Annotated in this window: 23 protein-coding genes; 7 read left to right on the top strand and 16 right to left on the bottom strand. The window is 45.8% G+C overall.

The window, feature by feature from the left end; genetic code table 11:
• From VFW36_RS01770 to VFW36_RS01750, 5 genes are all read left to right on the top strand, one after another.
• The coding region (locus tag VFW36_RS01770; RefSeq protein ID WP_329657107.1) for a 4Fe-4S dicluster domain-containing protein at positions 1-1,098 on the top strand (1,098 nt) is incomplete at its 5' end.
• A complete protein-coding gene (locus tag VFW36_RS01765) occupies positions 1,098-2,282 on the top strand; it encodes an ethylbenzene dehydrogenase-related protein (protein WP_329657106.1) in 1,185 nt (394 codons plus the stop codon). The genes VFW36_RS01770 and VFW36_RS01765, both read left to right, overlap by 1 nt.
• The gene (locus tag VFW36_RS01760; protein WP_329657105.1) at positions 2,282-2,680 is read left to right on the top strand and encodes a hypothetical protein; all 399 of its coding nucleotides are present in this window, start codon (positions 2,282-2,284) and stop codon (positions 2,678-2,680) included. The genes VFW36_RS01765 and VFW36_RS01760 overlap by 1 nt, the downstream gene beginning before the upstream one ends.
• 182 nt (positions 2,681-2,862) lie before the next feature.
• Positions 2,863-3,432, top strand: a complete 570-nt coding sequence (locus tag VFW36_RS01755; RefSeq protein ID WP_329657104.1) for a molecular chaperone TorD family protein — start codon at positions 2,863-2,865, stop codon at positions 3,430-3,432.
• Complete coding sequence (locus VFW36_RS01750; protein ID WP_329657103.1) at positions 3,425-4,510, top strand: 4Fe-4S binding protein; 1,086 nt, start codon at positions 3,425-3,427, stop codon at positions 4,508-4,510. The genes VFW36_RS01755 and VFW36_RS01750 overlap by 8 nt, the downstream gene beginning before the upstream one ends.
• Before the next feature lie 30 nt (positions 4,511-4,540).
• Here VFW36_RS01750 and VFW36_RS01745 read toward each other — a convergent pair whose 3' ends face one another.
• From VFW36_RS01745 to moaC, 3 genes are read right to left on the bottom strand one after another with little or no spacing between them, the layout of a single operon-like run.
• Positions 4,541-5,596: a DUF6781 family protein gene (locus tag VFW36_RS01745; RefSeq protein WP_329657102.1), complete on the bottom strand. Its 1,056-nt coding sequence runs from the start codon at positions 5,594-5,596 to the stop codon at positions 4,541-4,543.
• Positions 5,597-5,607: 11 nt separating this feature from the next.
• Entirely contained in the window at positions 5,608-5,874 is a 267-nt protein-coding gene (locus VFW36_RS01740; protein WP_329657101.1) for an HP0495 family protein, read from the bottom strand.
• Positions 5,843-6,328, bottom strand: coding sequence for a cyclic pyranopterin monophosphate synthase MoaC (gene moaC / locus VFW36_RS01735; RefSeq protein WP_329657100.1), 486 nt, complete (start codon positions 6,326-6,328; stop codon positions 5,843-5,845). Before moaC ends, VFW36_RS01740 begins: the two co-directional genes overlap by 32 nt.
• A gap of 198 nt (positions 6,329-6,526) precedes the next feature.
• Here moaC and VFW36_RS01730 point away from each other — a divergent pair, with 198 nt between their 5' ends.
• Positions 6,527-7,408: a hypothetical protein gene (locus tag VFW36_RS01730; RefSeq protein ID WP_329657099.1), complete on the top strand. Its 882-nt coding sequence runs from the start codon at positions 6,527-6,529 to the stop codon at positions 7,406-7,408.
• Positions 7,409-7,411: 3 nt separating this feature from the next.
• Here VFW36_RS01730 and VFW36_RS01725 read toward each other — a convergent pair whose 3' ends face one another.
• From VFW36_RS01725 to VFW36_RS01705, 5 genes are all read right to left on the bottom strand, one after another.
• Positions 7,412-8,521 carry a metallophosphoesterase gene (locus VFW36_RS01725; protein WP_329657098.1) on the bottom strand — a complete coding sequence of 370 codons (1,110 nt, stop codon included), beginning with the start codon at positions 8,519-8,521 and terminating at the stop codon, positions 7,412-7,414.
• On the bottom strand, positions 8,518-9,102 hold the full coding sequence (mobA, locus tag VFW36_RS01720) for a molybdenum cofactor guanylyltransferase MobA (RefSeq protein ID WP_329657097.1): 585 nt from the start codon (positions 9,100-9,102) through the stop codon (positions 8,518-8,520). Before mobA ends, VFW36_RS01725 begins: the two co-directional genes overlap by 4 nt.
• Positions 9,102-9,563 carry a DUF2780 domain-containing protein gene (locus VFW36_RS01715; RefSeq protein ID WP_329657096.1) on the bottom strand — a complete coding sequence of 154 codons (462 nt, stop codon included), beginning with the start codon at positions 9,561-9,563 and terminating at the stop codon, positions 9,102-9,104. The genes mobA and VFW36_RS01715 overlap by 1 nt, the downstream gene beginning before the upstream one ends.
• A 202-nt stretch (positions 9,564-9,765) precedes the next feature.
• Positions 9,766-11,745, bottom strand: a complete 1,980-nt coding sequence (locus tag VFW36_RS01710; protein WP_329657095.1) for a TonB-dependent receptor — start codon at positions 11,743-11,745, stop codon at positions 9,766-9,768.
• 139 nt (positions 11,746-11,884) lie between these two features.
• The gene (locus VFW36_RS01705; RefSeq protein ID WP_329657094.1) at positions 11,885-13,153 is read right to left on the bottom strand and encodes a 3-isopropylmalate dehydratase large subunit; all 1,269 of its coding nucleotides are present in this window, start codon (positions 13,151-13,153) and stop codon (positions 11,885-11,887) included.
• A 160-nt stretch (positions 13,154-13,313) separates the two neighbouring features.
• Between VFW36_RS01705 and VFW36_RS01700 the strand changes: the two genes are divergently transcribed.
• Positions 13,314-13,859, top strand: a complete 546-nt coding sequence (locus VFW36_RS01700; RefSeq protein WP_329657093.1) for a cytochrome b/b6 domain-containing protein — start codon at positions 13,314-13,316, stop codon at positions 13,857-13,859.
• Between the two features lie 5 nt (positions 13,860-13,864).
• Here the strand turns inward: VFW36_RS01700 and VFW36_RS12515 are convergent, their stop codons facing one another.
• From VFW36_RS12515 to VFW36_RS01655, 8 genes are all read right to left on the bottom strand, one after another.
• The gene (locus VFW36_RS12515) at positions 13,865-15,379 is read right to left on the bottom strand and encodes an HD domain-containing phosphohydrolase (protein ID WP_414720214.1); all 1,515 of its coding nucleotides are present in this window, start codon (positions 15,377-15,379) and stop codon (positions 13,865-13,867) included.
• The gene (locus VFW36_RS01685) at positions 15,369-15,770 is read right to left on the bottom strand and encodes a hypothetical protein (RefSeq protein ID WP_329657092.1); all 402 of its coding nucleotides are present in this window, start codon (positions 15,768-15,770) and stop codon (positions 15,369-15,371) included. The genes VFW36_RS12515 and VFW36_RS01685 overlap by 11 nt, the downstream gene beginning before the upstream one ends.
• Positions 15,770-16,759 carry a hypothetical protein gene (locus VFW36_RS01680; protein ID WP_329657091.1) on the bottom strand — a complete coding sequence of 330 codons (990 nt, stop codon included), beginning with the start codon at positions 16,757-16,759 and terminating at the stop codon, positions 15,770-15,772. The genes VFW36_RS01685 and VFW36_RS01680 overlap by 1 nt, the downstream gene beginning before the upstream one ends.
• A 64-nt stretch (positions 16,760-16,823) precedes the next feature.
• Entirely contained in the window at positions 16,824-17,504 is a 681-nt protein-coding gene (locus VFW36_RS01675; RefSeq protein ID WP_329657090.1) for a TonB family protein, read from the bottom strand.
• Entirely contained in the window at positions 17,501-18,148 is a 648-nt protein-coding gene (locus VFW36_RS01670) for a sulfite exporter TauE/SafE family protein (protein ID WP_329657089.1), read from the bottom strand. Before VFW36_RS01670 ends, VFW36_RS01675 begins: the two co-directional genes overlap by 4 nt.
• Positions 18,149-18,151: 3 nt before the next feature.
• Positions 18,152-19,153, bottom strand: coding sequence for a 4Fe-4S binding protein (locus VFW36_RS01665; protein WP_329657088.1), 1,002 nt, complete (start codon positions 19,151-19,153; stop codon positions 18,152-18,154).
• Positions 19,146-19,961, bottom strand: a complete 816-nt coding sequence (locus VFW36_RS01660; RefSeq protein ID WP_329657087.1) for a hypothetical protein — start codon at positions 19,959-19,961, stop codon at positions 19,146-19,148. The genes VFW36_RS01665 and VFW36_RS01660 overlap by 8 nt, the downstream gene beginning before the upstream one ends.
• A 9-nt stretch (positions 19,962-19,970) precedes the next feature.
• Positions 19,971-22,068: TonB-dependent receptor (locus tag VFW36_RS01655; RefSeq protein WP_329657086.1), on the bottom strand; the 2,098-nt coding region annotated here is incomplete at its 5' end.

Raw genomic sequence — 22,068 nt, 5'->3', positions numbered from 1 at the left:
ATGTCTAAAAGACAATTAGCAATGGTAATGGACCTGAACAAATGTATCGGGTGCCAAACATGTACCGTAGCATGTAAAACACAATGGACGAACCGTAACGGTCGTGAATATATGTATTGGAATAACGTTGAGACCTATCCGGGTACCGGTTATCCAAAAAACTGGATGGAGCTTGGCGGCGGATTTGACGCGGCAGGCGACCTTCAGCCGGGTGTAATCCCTAACCTCGAAGCTGATTACGGGGTACCTTGGGATTACAACTATGAATCATTGATGGGGGGACAAGCGGATAGTAATACATTCCATCCGCATATTTCTCCGACATGGGGACCGAACTGGGATGAAGACCAAGGTGCGGGTGCATTCCCTCAAGACAACTATTTCTTCTATTTGCCGCGTATTTGTAACCACTGTACAAATCCGGGATGTTTGAGTGCATGTCCTCGTGACGCGATCTTCAAGCGTGAAGAAGACGGTGTTGTATTGGTTGATTTGGATCGTTGTCAAGGGTACCGCTATTGTATCGCGGGATGTCCGTACAAAAAAATCTATTTCAATCCGAAAATCTCTAAATCAGAGAAATGTATCCTTTGTTTCCCACGTATCGAGCAAGGTCTTCCGCCGGCGTGTGCGCAACAATGTGTCGGTCGTATCCGTTTCGTAGGATTCTTGGATGACGAAGAGTCCCAAGTACACAAATTGGTACACAAATACAAAGTAGCTCTTGGTCTACGTTCTGATTATGGAACACAACCGAATGTATACTATATCCCACCGACCGAATCTCCGGCGAAATTTGACGCTGAAGGTAAAATCATCGAGGGATCAACTCGTCTTCCGGTAGAAGAACTTGAAAAATTGTTTGGTCCAGCCGTACACGATGCGATCAAAACGCTTAAAGCGGAGATGAAAAAACGTAAAGAGACGGGTGTGAGTGAATTGATGGATCTATTGATCGCTTACCAACACTCTGATATGTTCCGTCTTGATAATAACTACTACCAACAAGTGGCAAAGGATAACAAACGTAATCCATTGGCTCCGGTTGATACGCGCTACATTGCCGGTAAGTTTACAAAAGCTGGAGGACACCACTAATGAAAAAGCTATTAACCACTATTCTTTCATTGGGTGTAGCGGCTTCTGCCGCTTTGGCCGCAGATTCAATCACAGCGGTAAAAGTAAGTGATGTTAACGACGCTTCCGCATGGGCTAAAGCGAAATACTCTAGCGTAACCCTCTATCCGCAATCTGCCATTCACATGAATGACAAAAATGCGAATGCCGCAAATGAAGGTAATAAAGCTAAAAAAGCAGACGTTGCCGCATTGTATGATGGTAAAAATATCGCGTTGATGGTGAAATGGGCCGATAGTACTAAAAATGTACAAGGGGCACATTCAACGGATACGTACAGTGACGGGTTTGCCCTTCAGTTTGCGGGAATGTCGAAAAAAGCGGGAGCACTTCCGTATATCGGGATGGGTTCAGACGGACGTCCGGTTGTAGTCCATTTGCAAAAAGCGACTTCAAGTGTGTATGAACCAAACGGAAACAAAGATGTTTCAACTCAGATTAATCGTCAACAAACAGGCGTATTCGGTCAAGAGTTGAAAGATTACGATGCAAAAGTTGCTTCATTGGCTAAAACCGATTATGAACGTGTTTTTGTCGGTGAGGGATTTCGTTCGTTAACTGAAATCAAAGACGGTTCCGCTCAATCAAATGCTTCTATGACGCATGCGAACAACACTTGGACGGCTACCCTTGTTCGTCCGTTGAGCGATTCTTATATGAAAAGCACTGGGACGGTTCCTGTCGCGATTGCGGTATGGGATGGTTCTAAACTCGGACGCAACGGCTTGAAAAATCTCTCTTCATGGGTCTCTGTCAATCTCGATGGGATGAAGCCGGATGCGAAGATTGTAGCGGAAACCACAGAAGAATCAAAAGGTAATGCGGCAAAAGGTAAAGAAGCGGTAGGTGCCAACGGATGTGTGGGGTGTCACCAAATCGAAGCAACCGATGCTCCAAACTTGATGGGACCGTCATTGACAAATGTCGGAGGATATTCAACAGCGGCGTACCTTCGTGAATCAATCTTAAAACCGTCTGCGGTTATCGTACCAGGTTACAATCGTAATGCGCACTCGAATACACCGTGGTACAATATTGAAAAAGGGAAACGTGTTTCAGCGATGACCGACTTTAGTTTTTTAGACAAACAGACGGTTGAGGACATCGTAGCGTATCTCAAAACGATCAAAGCGGAGGTAGAATAATGAAAAAAGTTGCATTGATTTGTGCCGCATTGGTTCTCAGTGTATTCGCAAATGAAGGTCAAGAGTTCGAGGGGTTGTTAACAACTCCAGCCTGTGCCGCTCAAGGTGCATTTAACGACTGTTATTTGGAAAACTATACGTGTGGATCGGATGGCTGTTTCAAAAACATTCAAGCGGGAGAGACAACTCACCCGAAATTGGCACTATTCCAACACGGTACCGGAAAAGTGTATGAAATTGATACCACAAAACTCAAAGTTTCTGAGTTGGGTGAGGGGATGAATAAGAACGGTGTTGTTATCGTCGGTGTTCTCGATGAGAAAACCAATACGATTGCGGCTACTGAGTTTAAAGCACCTCCTCCACCGAAAAAATCATTTTTCAAAGGTTGCTTATAAGCAACCTATTTGAACGTGGCAGGAGCAATACCCTAAAGGGCACGTGAGCCCCTACCACTACGCTTGCCGCTATGGCACTAAAGCTTGCCCCTTTTGGGGCAGATTTTTTGATTAGTTTTACCCGTTAGGCTATTTCAAAGTCCTCGTATGACACAATCCCGTAACTTTTTTAGGAACTACCGATGAATAATGAATACCGACTTTATATTTATGCTTTTTTGTCCCGTGTGATGAGTAATATCCCTGACCGTCGCTTTATCCATGATCTCAAAAACAATGAGTCACTCTTGGAGATTATAGGTGAAGAGACACGCGAATGGGTAAAGAATACGGACGAAGAGGCATTGCATGAAGCGATGAATATCGATTACTCCTCTATGTATATCCTCAATACTCAGCCGGTCGAATCATTTGTTCTAGATGCTAAAAATGAGACGCTTGTAGGGTTGCAAAATCCGGTTATGGCATTTTATTTTACACACGGCTTTGAGGTCAATATGGATCAAACCGATATTATGGCACCGGATCATTTGGGGATAGAGTTTGCCTTTATGCAAATGTTGATTTACCGTAATGAGTTAGAACCGCAACGAGAGTTTTTAGATCAGCATCTTTTTGTCTGGGTTGTCCCGTATATGATGGGGATGAAAAGCATGGCCGGTACACCGTTCTATCGGGATATGTGTGATTTTATCGTGGAATTTTTGGCCAGTGATTATGAGTACTTGAGTGCAGGAAAAATCAATGGGTAATATGAACTTTATCCAAAAGTCCAATCTTTTTAGCTTTACAGCAACACGTTGTCTTCGAAACGAGTATTACCACAACGACTGTCGTATCTGTATCGAGCTATGTCCTAAAGGGGCTTTTCATATCGTACGAAACAAGTTGACGTTGTTTGAGAACGAATGCGTCGGGTGTGCCGGATGTATCGGGAGCTGCCCAACCGAAGCGCTAGAAATAGAGAGTTTTGATCCTAACGGCTATGCCGCATCGTTCATGCACCAAAAAGACTCGACCCTTTCGTGCAAAGTTTCCACGCCGTGTTTGGGAGTCTTTGATGTGGAACACTATGCCGTTATGGCACTGCGCGGTGAACGAAGTGTGACGTGCGATTTGAGCCACTGCGAAAGCTGTGTCTTGAATGAAAACGGAAATTTGAAAAGCTTGATCTGCTCCAAAATCGACACAACGAATTCGTTTTTGGAGACGCTTGAAGTGGCGTATCGAATAGAGCGCATTGACGCAAAAGAGGAACAGACCGAGCGACGTGCCCTTTTCCGAAAAGGATTTGAAAAGGTCAAAGAGACATTGGTCAATGAATCGGTGGCTCATATCTCTATGACCGCAGCACATCATAAGCTTCCCGATCAAAAAATGCCGCTGAAGAGGGTATTGCTCAAAAATTCGCTCAAAGAGATTGTCGGGAATGTGCAGACGACATCGTTTGAGGAGAAAAGCCCGCTGTTTTTCAACAAACAAATCGATTTTCAAGCGTGTACCAACTGCGGCGATTGTACCCAGTTTTGTCCAACCGATGCCCTCTTTCCTACTTCCGATAAGCAGGGTATCTATTTTTCACAGAGCAAATGTATCGGATGCGGTATATGTGAAGTGATTTGTAAACCTAAAGCGATCAGTGCAAAAGAGGGGTTTGACCTCATCAGTGTTGCGTTTGAGCGTGCCGAAGAACTGGTGCATTATGAGATGGTGACGTGTCATGAGTGCCGATGCCCCTTCCCGTATAAAGGAGGGGAACCGATCTGTGATCGATGTGAGAGCTATACGAAAGAATTTAGTAATATGTTTACGATGGCGAAGGATTTATAGATTGTTTGTCATTCCCGCGTAGGCGGGAATTTACTTTTTATCTTTCTCCATCGCCTCTTTGGCTCCTTTGATCGCACCTTGCATCGTCGATTTAGCGACGCTCCATGCACGGGTACCCATCGCTTTGGCTTCTTGTGCCGATTTGGATTTGAGCAATTTATTACCCCTCTCCGTTACCCCTTTTTTGATTTTTGCAAGACGGGTTCGGAGTAGTTCGACGGTCTCTTTGGAGAGGTGTTTGAGCTCATCGGAACCGGAAGAGAGCTCATGATTGATCGATTCAAGCTGAGCGACCAAGACGGGATCATTGTTCGCGTGCAACCCGTGTATGATCTGGGTATAGAGGGTATCGACATTATCGAGTTCCACTTCGATCGTTTTGTATTCATCACGATAGAGTGCTTTGACCTCTTCGGGAACATAGAGGAGATATTGATGAAACTTTTCGATAGAGCGCAGTAGCGCATTGTTAATACCGTGCAAAGTCCCGCGCAAGATTGTTTCGGCTTGATTCGGAGACGCTTCGGCAATATTGAGGGCATTTTGGAGGATACTCGCAAGAATACGACGGATACGAACCGCGTTGAGGACATTGGCATTAAGTGCCGTGAATGTGATCTCTTTGATGATCTCTTTGAGGGTATCTTCGGCATCGCTCCCTTTTTCCAACGTGGTGATAATCGCACTCTCGGTAATCTCTTCGAGAATTTCCAAAAGATCAATCGATTGGAGTTTCACTTGATGAAGTTTCTCTAGTGTTTCATCATTGTCGGAGAGTTGTTTTTCCAGTGCATTGTAGAGGTTATATTTGAGATGCTGCAACTCTTCGCTTTTGCGGGTGATTTGCCGCTCAATACGCTCTTTTTGGGCGATGAGGTCTTCTAGTTCACCATAAAGAGCGTGCCCCTCTTCTTCGATCATCGCTCCGGTAAAAATACGGAGCTCTTGAAGAGAGAGTGCATGGGGAGATGTCGCCCATTCGCTCGCTAAAGTATCGATCATTTCGGATACTTTGGTGTCGATTTCAGCGGTTGTAAGAGAGTGATAGCGATTTTTAATGTCCCGTTTGAAGGTTTCGAGATTCATAGCGATTTCCTTTATAATACCATTTTGATGTGGGGATGGGATTTGAGCGTTTCGTAAAAATAGGTTCGTTCGTCTTCATTATGAACCAATAACTCTAAGTTCATGCTGATGTATTTGCCTCCACGGCTCGTATTGGAAGGATTGAGAGCATAAGAGCGTTCACCGATGATCTCCATCGCCGCTATTTCGATCCCTGCGCGCTCATACGCTACGACTTTGTAACACCATGTGCATGGGTATTCCAACTCAAGCTTTTGGGTTGTTTCGTTGATAATCACCACTTTTACCTCCTGATTTGGTTTCGAGTTGAATAGGACCGATCACCATGCTTTTGTCGATCGCTTTGAGCATATCGTAGATGGTCAGCAGTCCGATGCTTGTCCCCGTAAGGGCTTCCATCTCTACCCCCGTTTGTCCGCTGAGTTTGGCGGTCACGATGAGACGAAATCCCGGAAGGTCGGGGAGCTCTTCGATGTCACAATGGACGCCGCTAAGGTTGAGCGGATGGCACATCGGGATGAGATCGGAAGTCTTTTTCGTCCCCATAATCGCCGCAATAACAGCGGTTTGAAGGACGGGACCTTTTTTGGCGGTTTGCGTAATGACCGCATCGAATGCCGAGCGGCTCATCGTAATGAGTCCGCTTGCAACGGCAACGCGCGAGGTGGTATTTTTATCCGAGACATCGACCATTTTCGGACGGTCGCGCTCATCAAGGTGGGTTAAATTCATACTAAACTCTTCATGATTCTTTTCATTATTATAGCTTAGAGTTGTTAATCGAGTATTGATTAAAAAATGACCATAGTATGGAAAAAAATTGGGCTATAGTTTTGCCATGAGACTTTGGGGTCGCCAAAGGGTGAGTAAGTCCAAAGTACTCGTATTGAACATAGAAACAAATCAAACAAAAATATCGAGGGGGAAAAGATGCAAAATTTAGTACGAAGCTACGCCGCAAATGCCCCGTTAATTGAAAAATTTATCATCACTTCTTTGGGAAGAGTCAGTTTAAAAACATTTAACGTACAACTTGCGGAGCGACTTTATAAAACATTTCCGAGTTTAGAACTTATCTATCAATGCGATGAGGGGTTTGTCCAAAACTCTCCTAATATCTATGCCGATCGTGAAGAGGGACATCATGCCGGAGTCGACCGCGCTTATTTGGTCGATGAGAGCGCGCTTCAAAAAGGGTATCACGTCAGTGAACCTTATATCTCTACCGCAACAGGGCATTTGTGTATCACCGTCATTTATGCCGTGCCGGATGGGTATTTGTTTTTGGATTTTCGGGTTCGTAAACTGTTGGAGCGATTCGATCTCATCGAGAAAAACGATCTGTTCAAACGGTTAAATCGTTCCTCCTATGCGATTATCGGAGGGGGGCTTCTCTTTTTCGGGGTATTTGTCGTACTGTACGGATTTTATACCTTTGCAGGGTATTTGCTGGCAACGGAGCCGCTGAACATCGATGCGGTATTTAAACCGATCATTGCGCTGACGCTGGGGCTTGCCGTTTATGATTTGGGGAAAACGATTTTTGAACAAGAGGTATTGCCGAAAACGCAGCATGTGAGTGAGACGTTCAACGCCAAAACGCTTCTCAACTTTTCGGTATCGATCATCATCGCACTGTTGATCGAAGCACTGTTGGTCGTCTTTAAAATCTCGATCCACAACTATAAAGATCTGCCATATGCTTCAGCCTTGATCGCGGCATTGTCATTTTTACTACTGGTTTTTGCCGTCTTTATTTATTTGGTGCGCAAAAGCGAAAAGGAACCGTGTCAAAAGTGTGCGGAAGAGTAAGCTTCATGACCACGTGATACAGGTAATTTCGGCGTTGGAACCGAGCCTCATCGGAGGTCCCCAAAAGCCGATACCGCTGTTGACGTAGATGTGGCGATTCTCTTTGAGCGGATAGAGCCCTTTGAGATAAGGTTGTGCAAGGTCCACTAAATAGTGGAAAGGCCAGACCTGTCCGCCATGGGTATGTCCACTGAGGATCAGTGAGGGGGCAAACCCTTCCAGATACTCTACATACTTTGGTTGATGAGCCAAAAGGAGTGTCGGAGCATCAGCGGGGATGTTTTTAATGGCATGCCCGATATCGGGGAGATAAGTTTGGGTGCGAAAGCCAAAAAGATCGTAAACTCCGACAATGTAGAAATCATCGATTTTAACAGCGCTGTTTTCCAATACATGAATTCCGAGTGTTTTCACATAATCTACCGTTGTCTCCAATGAGTGAAAATATTCATGGTTTCCCACCACATAAAAGGTTCCGTATCGGCTTTTGAGATGACGTAGCTCACTTACCGCATCTTTGATAACATCAATGTGTGCATCGGTAAGATCGCCGGTTATGGTCACGATGTCGGGGTTGAGGTGATTGATCATAGAGACGCTTTTAGCGACAAAATCTTTATCGATTAACCCGCCGATATGCATATCGCTGATTTGGACGATACGGTAGGATTTCCCGCCGAAACGGTTTTGATTGACATCGACAAATTCTACGGTAGGCTCTTTTGAACCTTCAAGGAGACTCGCCGTAAGATACGCACTGCCAAAACCTAAAAATCCAATATCGGTTACACGTTTGAAAAAAATCCGTTTTTCGGGATTAAACGGGAGATTCCGCTGTAAAAGATGGAGTATTTCGTACACTATGATCGCCATAAAGAGGATAAAACCGATACCGATACTCAGAGAGAGGATAAAGTAAATCACTTTAGGGGGGCTGAGGAGATAACGGCTGAGAAGATACCCTATGATTCCCCCCATATTGAGGATCAAGAAGAAGATGAGTGCGGTACGGGTATGCGGTTTTATATGCAAATGGCGAACGATGCGTGTATACCCAAGGTAGTGAACCATCGAAAAAAAGAGGGTTATAACGAGCGGGAAGAGGGAACTCATCGGTTTAGTGCATTGAAACGCACTATCGCTTCTTGATATTCGTGTGGATGGTTGAGATTCGCAAAGGGCTCTTCCTCGTTAAATTCGACATAACGGGTAGCGTGTGAGGCGAGGAGTTTTCCCAGACGGTGATCCCCCTCGCGCATCATCCGCTCAAACTCTTCCGATAACGAACGATGATAAATCCCGCAGAGGGGGTGTGACCCGTTTGCCGTACGGGCGATAACGGCATCTAACTCTTCGTTATCGACATCCAGCAGGGCTTTAAAAACAGTCTCATCCACAAACGGGGTATCGACGCTCAGCACCATGATCCGCTCACTTTTCAATGCTCTAAATGCACTCACAAATCCCGCGCTCGGAGCATAATCGACCTCTTCGGGATCGAGGATAAAGGGGGCTTTAAAATCAAATTTATCGGCGGTTTTGGTAGAGATGGCGACATACTCGAAGAGCTGGGTGAGGCGGTCGTATTGAAACTCGGCAAGGGTCGAGAACCCTCCGAACGCTAGGAGTGATTTATCCTCTCCCATCCGAGAGCTTTTCCCGCCGGCAAAGAGGATGCAGGGGATAGGGAACATTATTTGGTGATGGCGGTAGCGAGGATTTTATCCATCGCTGGGGTTGCACCGCTTTGGAGGTATTCCAGTACCAAAGGGGTAAATTTGGAAATCATCGAAGCGTCCATCCCCAAAAAGGAGAATTGTGAGCCTAAATTACCCATTCCGAGCAACCCTGCGGGTGCCGCACCCAAAAGCGTTCCCGCCTGTGGGACTTGTTTGGTTAGAGCGGCAAAATCGGTAGGCTTCATGTTGGTTTTGGCATTGTTGATAATCGCGGCTGTTCCGCCGACTGCTTGAGTCGGGGTGACGCCGAGCGAGGTGGTGAGATTTTTGATGAGGGGGTTTGCAGTCAAAGACTCATCAAGCACCGGTGCGGCACTTTGCGCCGCAGGGGTGAGAGTTTGGACGAGTGAGCCAAAATCAAAAGCATTGGCATTAGACGCCAATAGTAATAAAGCCGCAAGGGTGAGTGAGCGCATAAAGGATTCCTACTAGAAAATTTGAGTAATTATAACCGATAAAGTGTGTTAGAAATGTGTGCGAAGGATAATCTCCAAACGGAGATTATAAAATCGTTGATGGATCGGTGATATAGCCCGTGATTGCCGAAGCGGCCGCCACGGCAGAGTTGGCGATATTTGAATGACCACTTATTCGCTAGGTATTTTGCCAGAATACAGGCTAGAAATTTGCCTGTAAAGATGCAGAATAGGTGCGACCAGGTGCAAGATAACCGATACCATCATAAATATTATCGGTGATATTATTGATGTTTGCTTTTGCACTAAACATCGGTGAAAAACGGTGTGATATACCGACATTATAGATCGTGTATTGTTCGTATTTGGCGGTATTGGTATCGTTAGCATAGCGGTCGCCAACATGCTCCGCTGATGCTAAAAGTACGGTTGAAGGCTGAATATTGTATTTGGCATTTAGGTTCCATTGATATTGCGGTACAGAAGTGAGTTGTTTCTCTTCAAGTGCAGGATTAAACTGATTTTTTGTGATTTTAGAGTCATTATAAGTGTATGAAGCCGAGAGTTCTAGTACGTCTAATGGAGCATAGCGTGCTTCGATTTCAGCCCCTTGAGTTATTACTTCATCAATATTCATTTTGTCAGAGTTTAGAGCATTACGCTGTACGCTGTAGATAAAATTTTTGGCATTGTTATGGTAGAGCGTCGTTTTAAGAAAAGCATTCGTTGAAAAATAGTAATCCATACCAAGCTCATAACCAAGAACGCTTTCAGGACGGAGATTTGGATTACCCCAGTAAGTTATTGTTCCTCGTTTGCTAGAACTATAAAACTCAAAAAGTTCAGGAAGTTTAAATGCTTTACCGACAGATGCACGCATATTGAGGGAAGGGTTTATCTTGTAGAGCATTGATAGTTTTGGAGAAAATTCCGTGCCGTCTCGCTCGGGGTAATCACCTTTAGGCTGCCCTGCAAGTGTATCATTTTGGCTACCATGTGTTTGCCAGTAATCGAATCGCCCAGCCAGATTAACTGTCAAATCATTTAGCTTCATTTGATCTTGAACAAAGAGACCAGCTTTTGAAACATACCCTTTAATATTTTGCTCAGATGTATAACGATCGGTTAAGACATCAATACTGCCATCGACATAATCTACTCCGGCGCTTAAGAGATGATTATCAAAGTAGTTCAAAGTGACTTGGGTATTGATACCAAGTGTTTGATCATCATAAGTACTCTCTGTGTTTACAGCAGTGTAGGTTTGATTGGCGGTATCTGCATACTGTTTTCCTATTCTGCCATACAACATGACAGATGTTTCGATGTGATCACTAAAGTGTTGATAGCGTAATGAACTGAGCCACTGTTGGCGTTCTTGTGGTAAGTAGTTAGGGACATCATATAAACCGGTTGCGAGGTCATCAACGTAAGAAACACTTAAATCAATCAGGTCGTTGTCGGTAGCGTCATAGGTGAGTTTACCGCTAAGATTCGTTTTTTCAGTTCCTATGGCAATAGCTTTGTTTCCTAAAAGCGTTTTGTAGGCATCTGTCCACATGTTATATCCGTCACTTGTGAGCTTGCTTCCCGATAGGGAATAGCCAGTAGTTCCACTACGACCGCGTACAGAACCTGAGAAAGTTTTTGTATTGTTGCTACCGTATTCACCTTTGAGGGTAGTATTAAGCCCCTTTTCGGGTTGTCTGGTGATGATATTAATGACACCTCCCATAGCGTTACTTCCGTATAAACCGGAGCCTACCCCGCGAACGATCTCAACACGTTCGACATCTTGTGTTGCAAGTTGTGACCAGTCTACTTGACCGTCATATTGAGAGTTCATCGGTACGCCATCAATGAGAACAAGAGTACGCCCATTACCGGGCATACCCCGTGTGTAGGTTTGCGCAATACGACTTGGGGCAGAAACATCCATTCTGGCGGCATAAACACCGGGAACACTTGAGAGAAGTTCATCTACGGTTCTGGCATCAGAGAGTTCAATCTGTTCACGGTTAATGACACTAACAGATGCAGGGACTTCCTCAATGGACTGAGCATTTTTACTAGCAGTGATGACAATGTCCGATAAATGAACAGGCTCATCGGCATACAGTGCCACCCCAATCGTACAACACAAAAATGCCATTTTATAGCGACTTTTTTCAACACTTAACATTAGAATTTCCTAAAAAACAAAAATTAATGTATATGTTATATTTTAAGTGTTACAAAAGTGTTAAGTCTTTAGAGGAAAAGGTGTCAGATACTTTTTTGTAGTAGCTTTTCGTAATTGAAGAAGTGCTAAGAGAAACCTCTTAGCTTATGGTTGCGGGATCGGTGATATAGCCCGTGATTGCCGAAGCGGCCGCCACGGCAGAGTTGGCGAGATAGACTTTGGAAGAGCGTGAACCCATACGTCCTACGAAGTTACGGTTGGTTGTTGCAACGGCGACTTCGTTATCTCCCAAAATACCCATATATCCGCCCAAACATGCACCGCAGGTCGGGTTAGAGACAACTCCGCCCGCATCGATGATGATGTCCATATAGCCGAGTTTCGTCGCTTCGCGTGCGATCCGTTGTGTTCCCGGAGTAACGATGAGGCGGACATCCGGATGGACACGTTTACCTTTTAGGATTTCAGCCGCGATTTTAAGATCACTTAAACGACCGTTGGTACAACTACCGATGAATGCTTGATCGACTTTGATCTGGTCGCTTACCGCTTGAGAGAGGCTGTGTCCGTTCGATGGCAAGAACGGATAAGCGATAACCGGTTCGAGATTGGCAACATCGATTTCGAGCACCTGAACGTAGGTCGCATCTTCATCAGAGTAGTGAATTTTCGGCTCACGTGCGAGAGGTTTATCGGCTAGGAACTCCGCCGTGATCTCATCGTAGGCGACGATTCCGCTTTTCGCTCCCGCTTCGATCGCCATGTTACACATACTGAAACGATCATCCATGCTGAGGTAAGGGATCGTGCTTCCGACGAATTCGAGGGTGCGGTAGAGGGCACCGTCAACGCCGATCATGCGGATCACTTCGAGGATGATGTCTTTACCCGTGGTGTATTGTCCCGGTTTTCCGCTGAGGACGACTTTGATCGACTCAGGGACTTTAAACCAGTTCCCCCCTGTGACCATCGCAAATGCCAAATCGGTTGAACCCATCCCCGTAGAGAAGGCTCCGAGTGCTCCGTGGGTACAGGTGTGTGAGTCGGCACCGATAATAACGTCACCCGGAACTACCAACCCTTTTTCTGGGAGCAAAGCGTGTTCGATCCCCATATCTTTTTCATCGAAGAAATGTTTCATCTGATGTTTTTTGGCAAAGTCGCGGCTGATACGCGCTTGGTTTGCGGAGGCTATATCTTTGGCGGGGATGAAGTGATCGAGGACGATCGAGAACCCATCAGGATTGGCGAGGGCAGACGCACCTGAATCCTCGAACGCTTTGATAGAGATCGGCGTAGTGATGTCGTTTCCGATAACCATATCGATGGGGGAACGGACGATTTCACCGGCGTAAACGCTATGTCCGACGTGCTCGGAGAATATTTTTTCTGTAATGGTTTGGCGCATAAGAGTTACCTTTTAAGGGTCTAAATAATGGCGCGATTATATCATAGCAAGGCTTTGAGTTTTGGGGTATATTTGATCTTTGTTAGGGTGTTGATATTGAGTTAACACATGATATATTATTTTGATGTAAGATAGCTCTATTGAAATAAAAGGGGTTGTTATGCGACATTTTTCACCATCATTTAGAGCATGGCATTGGTTGAATGCTATCGCAATGTTTGGATTGTTTATCACGGTTGTCTTACGAGAGAGTGTAATGCACAAGGCTAATATCGGTGCGATTGTTCAAACCAAAATGGCGGAGCTAGGGACTATTATCACTGATGAACAGGCGGTGCTGATCGGAAAAGCAGTCCGTTCTCCGATGTGGGATTGGCATATCTATTTGGGAATTGCGGTTGCTGTGTTATTGGTCGCACGGCTGGCAATGGTTGTGAAAAACGGATTTGGATTTGATGATAATGCCGCAATGCAAAAGGTATATCGCCTCTATAAAGTCGTTTATGTGCTGTTAGCTGTGATGTCGATTAGCGGATTGACGTTGTATCTAAAATTTGCAGGGGGTGCCAAAGAGAGCATCGAGACGCTCCACCAATATATCGGTTGGGGACTTTTTGCTTTTATCGCTGTTCATATCATTGGCGTCGTGTTGGCGGAAAAGAGCGATCAAAGCGGTCTGGTATCACGGATGATCAACGGAAAGTAGGGTACTTAAGATTCGTGGACATCTTTAAATGTCTCTCGGATCGCAATAAATTCATCTAAATGGTCAAAGAATATATCGACAAGTTTCGGATCGAAATGTTCACCTCGCTCCTCTTTAAAGAGGGCAAAAATCTTCTCATCATCCCATGCCCTCTTGTAAACTCGGTCACTGCCGAGGGCATCGAACACATCGGCTAATGCGGTGATACGTCCATAAATATGGATCTCTTCAGCGCTTAAGCCTCGAGGGTAACCGCTACCGTTCCATTTCTCATGATGTTCATACGCGACAATCGCTGCGGCTTGGAGCAGGGTTCTGTTGGAGTGTTTGAGCATATCGTACCCAAGTGCCGCATGGGTATCCATGATACGACGTTCTTCTTCATCAAAACGTCCCGGTTTGTTCAGGACGGCATCGGGGATAGCGACTTTACCGATGTCGTGCATCGGAGAAGCTTGTTTGAGCATTTCCGCTTCTTCCTCCTCCAATCCATAATACAACGCTAAGAGTTTGGAGTATTCGGCAACCCGTTTGACGTGGTTTCCCGTCTCTTTGGAGCGACTCTCCCCGATGGAGCCCATCGTAAAGACGACTTCGCGTTGAGTATCTTCGATCTCACGGTTGAGAGCGGTAATCTCTCCCAACGCATTATCCATCCCGCCGATCATGGTGTTAAAGGCATCTGAGAGCTGACCGATCTCATCATCGCGGGTTACTGATACCTGCTGGGTGTAATCTTGGGTGCGGGTGATGATTTTTGCCGTATTGGAGAGAACGATAACCGGACGGATGAGAGCCGTTGCGACGTAATAGGCTGCGGTAGCGATAAAGAGCGCCCCTATAATGAGCAGAGCGATAAACCACTGTTCGTATTTGTATAGTAATCGATACGCAAACCCTTTTTCTTCTTCCAGTACAATGGTTAAATCGTTATGGTTATCGAGGGGATGAGACACTTTGAGGGACTCTTCGAAAACAGCGGGTCGAAGGGAGATCGTCCCGTCACGATGTTGGACATAATAGTGCCGTTGAGGGGTGTTGGAAAAAAACGGCAGGAAGTTTTCGAGCGGATAGGTAACGACAAGCTTGGCAATCTCTTTTTGGGTGAAGTTGGAGAGGATAGGGACCGCAAACAAAGGTTTGAGCTTTTTGGTTTGTGCGATAGAAGCAAAGTCGCTGGATGCGATAATCTTACCGTTGGGATCGATCACATAAAAATCGCCCCGCATTTTCATGTCGTTTTTCTTTAATATCAACATGGAGCTGATACGTCGGTCTAAATCTTGAGTATAAATATCGTTCATTATCTCTGATTTCGCGATGAATACCATATCATTGTGAAGGGTTTGCAAAAGCTGATCAATGCGTTCGGCACTCAGGCGTACTTGCGTGTTCATCTCCTGTGTGATTGCTTTGTATTGCTCTTGGCGGAAGGAACTCCCCAGTAAAATCATGCTGAGGGCATAGGGGATAAGGCTGACCCCCAAAAATAGGAGAATCGTTTTGAGTTTAAAACTCATAGATCACCTTTAGGGAATTATCGACCATTGAGGAGGGGATATAGCCGATGGCCCCGTCGACATTTTGAACAAACGCTTTGATCGACTCATGGGACGGTTGGGTGATCGGAGGGCTTATCCCTTGGAAATGCTGTTTCACCCAATAGGTATTTAGTCGGTCTCGCCCCATCCCGATAACGGCACTCTCGAAGGCTACTCGGGAAGGCTCTTGCCCTACCAGATTGAGAGGGATGATTTTTTGATCCCCGACACTGCGCCGTTTTTGTAAATAAATATCCCGTATTTGTTCGACGCTGATGAGGGTGAGCGGAACTTTTTTGGAGATAACTATGCTGTACTGGGTTCCGAAAACTGCCGAAACAAGGATAAAAAATAGGGCAATCGCTTTCATCAGAAGAGCACCGATAACGAAAATAGGGCACGATTTTCATCGTGAAGAGAGTGCCATTGGTACTCCCCTTTGAGTGATACGGGATAGAGCGGACGATAGCTGTAGCCTAGAATAGCGATGTTGTCTCGGTAATCGGTGTGATGATCGCTGAAGTACTCGTATCGTCCAATCAGGGCATGTTCGGGAGAAAAATGATACATCGCCTGTGCGTATCCTGAGAGGGCGTAAGCGTCTTGTCCGTCAGCATACTCACTTTTGGCGAGCAGTGTTTCGAGGGTTAACTGCCATTGGGTATCGTCATATTTGGTACCTGCTTGTAAAAACCGTGTCCGTTGATCGATTTTGGTAATATACTCCCCGATGCTAGCACCGCCGCTCCACTCCATCGAAAACTCTTTTTCAAGCGATAATCCGTAAAAATGGTTGTTGCGAATATTGATATACTCTTCATCCAAATCACGGTTGTTTTGTCCGAAGAGGTGATAGCGTAACCCTTCGATGGCGGGGACGTATCCGTTGATGTCGATTCCGGTGAGGAGCCGCGGGAAGAGGAGCGTGCTATAGAGAGGGTTAGAGGAGGTGTCCCGTAAGACGTTGATGGGTTCTTTATTCCAGTATCCTATCGGAGTGATCATTTTTCCGAAACGGATATTAAAATCATCCGACATCCAAACATCGCCGTAGAGTCGTTCGATATGGAACTTTTTACTTCCTCCCTCGGCTCCGTCGGTTAGATTTTTGGAGTAAAAACCGACCGCTTCCGCTTCCGCCAGATAAGAGAACATCGGATTGATGTCACCATACGCCATCACCGCGACATCATCTAGCATCCATGTATCATTATGTTTATTGGATTCAAATACCGTTGAAAAATAGCTACCGACATTGAGATATTCATTGAGTGAAACGCCGTGTCCTAACTCATACTCCTGCGCGTGTGAGAAGGAGAGCAGGACAATCGAAAAGAGCGATAAAAATCTTATAGTCACGTAGAATCCTCTAACGAATTGGATCGGTTTATAGGGTTCAATCGTAGCATAAAAATAAATAAGATTAGCTGTTTAAATTGAATTCTAACGTCAAGTCTATCTCCATCGGCAAGCTATCGATTAAATTTTTTGGAATATCAATTCCTGATGCCGCGTTCACAGCTGCTATTGCGGCATTATGGAAGATTCCATCTCCTCGTTGTACCGATATACCGTTAATTTCTCCATTGGATGAGAGGGTAAAACGAACGCCGACTTCACCTTCCATCCCTCTGCGTCGCGCAGATGTGGGGTAGCGTAAATTGCGTTGGATATTGCTCCTTAGAGAACTAAAAAAAGCCCGTTTTTCAGAGGCTACATCTATTTTTGGTTTAGACGCAGTAACGATAGGTGTCGGGAGAGATTGAACCGTATGTTGGACTACCGGAGGTGTTGAGCTGAGCGGTATCGGTGTTGCTACGGTTTGAACGGCAGAAACTACGGGTTTCATAGGGATAATCGGCTGAGTAACCGTTGGTTTTTGGATCGGCTGCTGAGGTGTAACAACGGGGATCGGTTCCGATATTTTTGGTTGTTTCACCACAGGCTCAGAGTGAGATAATGAGACTATCATCATGTGTTGAAGCGGAATTTTTACCATCGGCGGCGGAGTGCGCATTTGGACTAAAACAAAAAATGCCAATGATCCCATCAGGGTATGAAACATGAGAGAAAATAGAAATGATTTGCGTGCGGTTGTCATCATAGGTGTATCCATCCTGTAAAAATTGCGATACCGACTCCTGCGAGGAGAATCGGTGCGGCGTGTTGGAGAAAATTTCGATAACGGGAGAGGTGCGTTAGGCTCTCTTTGAGTATCCGCGTGAGCACTACGGAAAAAAAGAGGAACCACAAGAGGGTTGCCCCAAGACCGAAAGTTAAGCCATACGCTATCGCCCATGTGAGGGAATCGGCGGCGGCACTGAGGGTCATCATGGTGATAACGGGGGCACAAAGTGACATCGATAACAGCATTCCGGTGATAAATAGGGGGATATACCCACTCGGCGAATGGGGTGATGAGCTACAGCACGAAGCAGAAGCTCTGAGTGAAAACCATAAGCGCCCCGCGAGAATCAAGGTAACGCTTCCGAGTAAATAGCCCATTAATGCCGTATCACTGATGAGTGATTTCATCATACTAGCACCCGCGTAGGCAATGAGCGAGAGGGAGATGTAACCGCTGATACGCCCCAAACTGACGGGGAGCAAGACGCGGAGGCTTTGCTGGCGTGTTGCGCTGTTCGCCAAGAGAATCGGCGACAAGAGCGGCATGCAAGTGAGCATACAGGCGGTTGCCCCATACGAGAGGGCAACAATGAAAAGGGAGAGGAGGGCTAGCGGTTCCACTCTTTAGCCTTTCCACCATTTATCGATTTTGGTCCGTTTTTTGAACCCCTCTTTAGAGGAACTATAGAGGGTGAGAGGACCGTATTTGAAACTCATTACCCCATCATGCGGACAAAACTCGACGCATCGTCCGCAGAGGGTACAATCGCTGTGGGTAATATTGCGGTTTTCGGCTTGGTCTTGGATCTCATAAATATCCATCGGACACGCTTTGACACAGTTTCCGCATGAGGTACAACTGGAAGAGCCGTTTTTAACAAGACGAAGGAGACCGATTTTTTTGAACAAGGTTTGCATCGGCAGAATCGGGCAGATACGGCAAAACGGTTGACGGACAAAGAGGGCAAGTGCGACCATTAAACCAAACAGCAAATCGGCAATCAGCGAGAGGATGAAATATCCGGTATTCGCCTGAGATATATAGATTTGATTCATATCGCCCGTCATCGCCGTTGTCATGATGCGACTCGGGCAGATGGAACAATACGGATTTCCCCACTCGTGTCCCAAAAATCCGATTCCCGTTAGAAGCGGTAAGATGAGAACCAAAAAGAGGAAAATAAACCATTTGATGGGACGAATTTTGTTGATCGTTTCCCGTGAGATCGTCCCTAATTGTGTTAATCCGAGCTTGGAACCGATAAGCCCTATCGTCTCTTGGAAAAATCCGAGAGGACAGAGCCATCCGCAAAACGCTTTGTTAAGGATGAGGATTAAAACCGCGACGGTTCCGATCGTAATCAGTGTCCCCATCAGTGCTTCCATCGCCCCCGCATTTTGGGTAAAGAGGGTAGAAACACGGTGGTCCATCTGATGTTGGAGCGGGATCAATGCACAAAAATCTCCCCCCTTCATGTCGTAAGCACATGATAGGGCAGGGAGATTTTGGGTGAGTTTGTCTCCCGTATAAAAGGTAGTAAAAATCATCGCTCCGTAAACGAAAAAGACGAATGCGGTGAGTTGTACAACACGGCGGAGTGCCGTGAGAGTGAGTAATTTATCCATTTTTAGCCCCTTTTTTAATGCGTCGATAGAACACTAATCCCCCCAAAAAGCCGATAAAGATCACTCCGGCTCCGTAACTTTGGGATTGCCAAAAATCGTTTGGATTAAGCGAATAAGGCATACTCAGAGTGCTTTTATAGAGGTGTTCACCGGAGCGGTATTGCGTTGATAGGAGAAATTCTGAAGGCTTATTTTCACTACGTCCTACTTTGACATTTTTAAAATCATTCGGAAGGGTGATCGAAAAGGCACCTGCATTATCGGTCGTATAGGTTTGCACCGGAGTATCATGCGTCTCTAACGTAACGGCGGTATTAGCGAGCGGTTTGCCTTGAAAATGGAGGAGAAAACGGTACGATTTTGAGGCGGTATAGCGATCATGTTCACGGTGCAGAGGATCGGGAACGATCTCCAAATCGGTTTTAGGCAAAGCGGTCAGTTTCGTCGGAGAGACTTTGCATGGGCGGCCGTGTAGAGAGAGATAGCGGATGGCGCTAAAGCTGCCGTTGGTTTCATTGCCTTCTGCTACCATCGCATAATAGCCTCCCATAGAGGGTTTTGGCAACATAACCGTAGTGCGTTTAAAGGTCAAGTTTTGTTCGGAGAGATCAGGGAGGATGAGGTGTGAAGATGCATTCATCTCCATATTCATAAGAGCAAACATAGCACTCTCGCCCTTGCCGTGACCGCCATGTTTTGAAGCGGTCTTTTTACCGTCATCGCATCCGTGCGGAGCCCAATAGATAGCTCCCTCGCCGTACCCCCAAAGGGTAGCGGCAATGAAAAGCATTAGTGCCGTTTTTTTCATCCTATCTCCTTAAAATTTGATTGAGAGTCCGGCGGTGTAAACACGCCCCGGATTGACCGTTAGAGAGAGATCTTCTTGATTGTAAACTTTGTTGTAGTCTCGGTCATTGCTTGCACGTGCCGTATTGAAATAAAACTTGTCGAATACGTTGTCGATACGGGCAAACATATCAAAGGTAAAGTCCCCCCAATGTTGGGAATGTTTAGCGAGCAGATTGACCACTCCGTATCCCGGCATTTTGAGCTGATTGAGTTCATCGGCATAGTAATTCGATTTAAGTGTCCATTCGGTGCTGAGTACGGTAGATGGGGTGACATTATAATTACCGGTCAGGTTGAGGGTATGATGTGATGTTCGTGGAACCGTATTTCCGGTTAGGTTGTAATGAACTTGGGTGTAGGCATTCGGACCACTCGTAATATATGGGCTTCCCATCCCTAAATAGAAATTGTCATATTGGGTAAAATAAGAGTCTAAATAGGTATAGGCAAGGTCAAAAGAAAAGGTTTTTTTCGAATCGCTTTGAAGAGAAAGCTCCAATCCTTTACTGCGCATTCCGCCGATATTTTCGTATTTTTGCGGATTAGCGGTAGTTGCGGCAGTGTATTGTCCTATCGAGGACATGATATAGTCTTTTCTATCCAGCCAAAAGAGGGTTGCTTCGTAGGTGAAGGTATTTTCTAATGCCGGAAAACTGCCTCGAATTCCTAGATCATAATTGATAGCCTGTTCGGGTTTGAGGTCGGGATTGTTGAGAACTTTTGAATCCAGAGTGATCGATCCGTTAAAGAGTTGATCGATGGACGGGGCGCGAAATCCGGTAGAGCGGCTGAAAAAGAGGGTTGTAGCGTCGTTGAGGGTATGGGATACTCCGAGACGATGTGAATACACGTCAAAATCTTTTTGGAGAGCCAGCGCATTGAGTTGATCGTCATAGTCTAGTCGAATATTATCATAGCGGCCGTTGAGGGTTAGGGTTGTCGCGTCGCTAAGAGGCACTTTGACTTCGAGGTAAGGGGCGTAGACCTCTTCGGTTGTTTCATTGTCTCCCGTAACGGTACCTGCATAGTAGGTTGGAGGTGTAGGACGGGTACGAAAATCGACTAGATAAGAGGTTTTATTATCGTAGATATTATTACGAAGATCGGCACCGATCATGTAGGCGAGGCTTTCTGTGTTGCTTCGATATTCGCTTTTGATCCCACGTTGAACTTGGTGATAATCGTTTAGGGTGGTGTAGGCATCGGGATCAGTTACTACCGTACCGGTGGAAGTGTATTTTTGAGGTGAACTCACAAACTGGGTATCATCTCCGTATTGGTATACGTTTACGAGGAGATTGGAACTGTTTCCGAAATCTTTAGCGTAGGTGAGGAAGAGTTTGAGGAGTTCGACATCGTATTTGCGAGAGTAATCGCGTCCTGCTACACTGGTAGGATCGCTAAGGGCTTGTGCCATCCCCTCTACCGTACCGTGTGAATCTTTTTCCCGTTGAGATGCTTCGAGCCCGAAAGTCAGGTCGCTGGTATCATCGATATAGTATTGAAGTTTTCCGTTTGCGTAGCGTGACAAATAGGCTGAATCTTGCCAGTATCCGTCGCTTTTGCGTTCACTGAGTTGGAGACGACCGTTGAGCGAGTCTTTGGCAAACGAAGTTTCGGCTAAGAGCTTTTTGTATCCAAAACTGCCGAACTCAGAAGAGAGCATCGATTTATTGACTGCCCCTTTTTTGGTAGTGATGATAACAGCTCCGGCAAGGGCATCATCTCCGAAGAGATAGGATGCTCCTCCTTTGATCACTTTGATCGAGGCGATGTTATCGAGATCGATATTGACCGCCCCCGTTCGCTCAAATACGGGAACCCCGTCGATGACGACGGCAACCCCCGGTTTTTCCCCCATATAGCGTTGATTTTCCACGCCGCGAATATGAATTTTTAGAGTGTCACCTGTTTTGATCTCGCTGGTAATACCGGGGATGGCTTGAAGAACTTGTTGAAGATTCTCAATGTGGGCTTCATCGACTTTCTTTCCGTCGATAGCAGAGGTTGAAGAGACTTCGGTACGTGTCGGATGAAACCGATCATCGATAGTTGTAGAGTCGATT

Source organism: Sulfuricurvum sp. (genome assembly GCF_036279695.1).
In the GTDB taxonomy this organism is placed as follows: domain Bacteria; phylum Campylobacterota; class Campylobacteria; order Campylobacterales; family Sulfurimonadaceae; genus Sulfuricurvum.
Note: the sequence above shows the minus strand (reverse complement) of the source record. Positions and strands in the feature narration are given on the sequence as shown.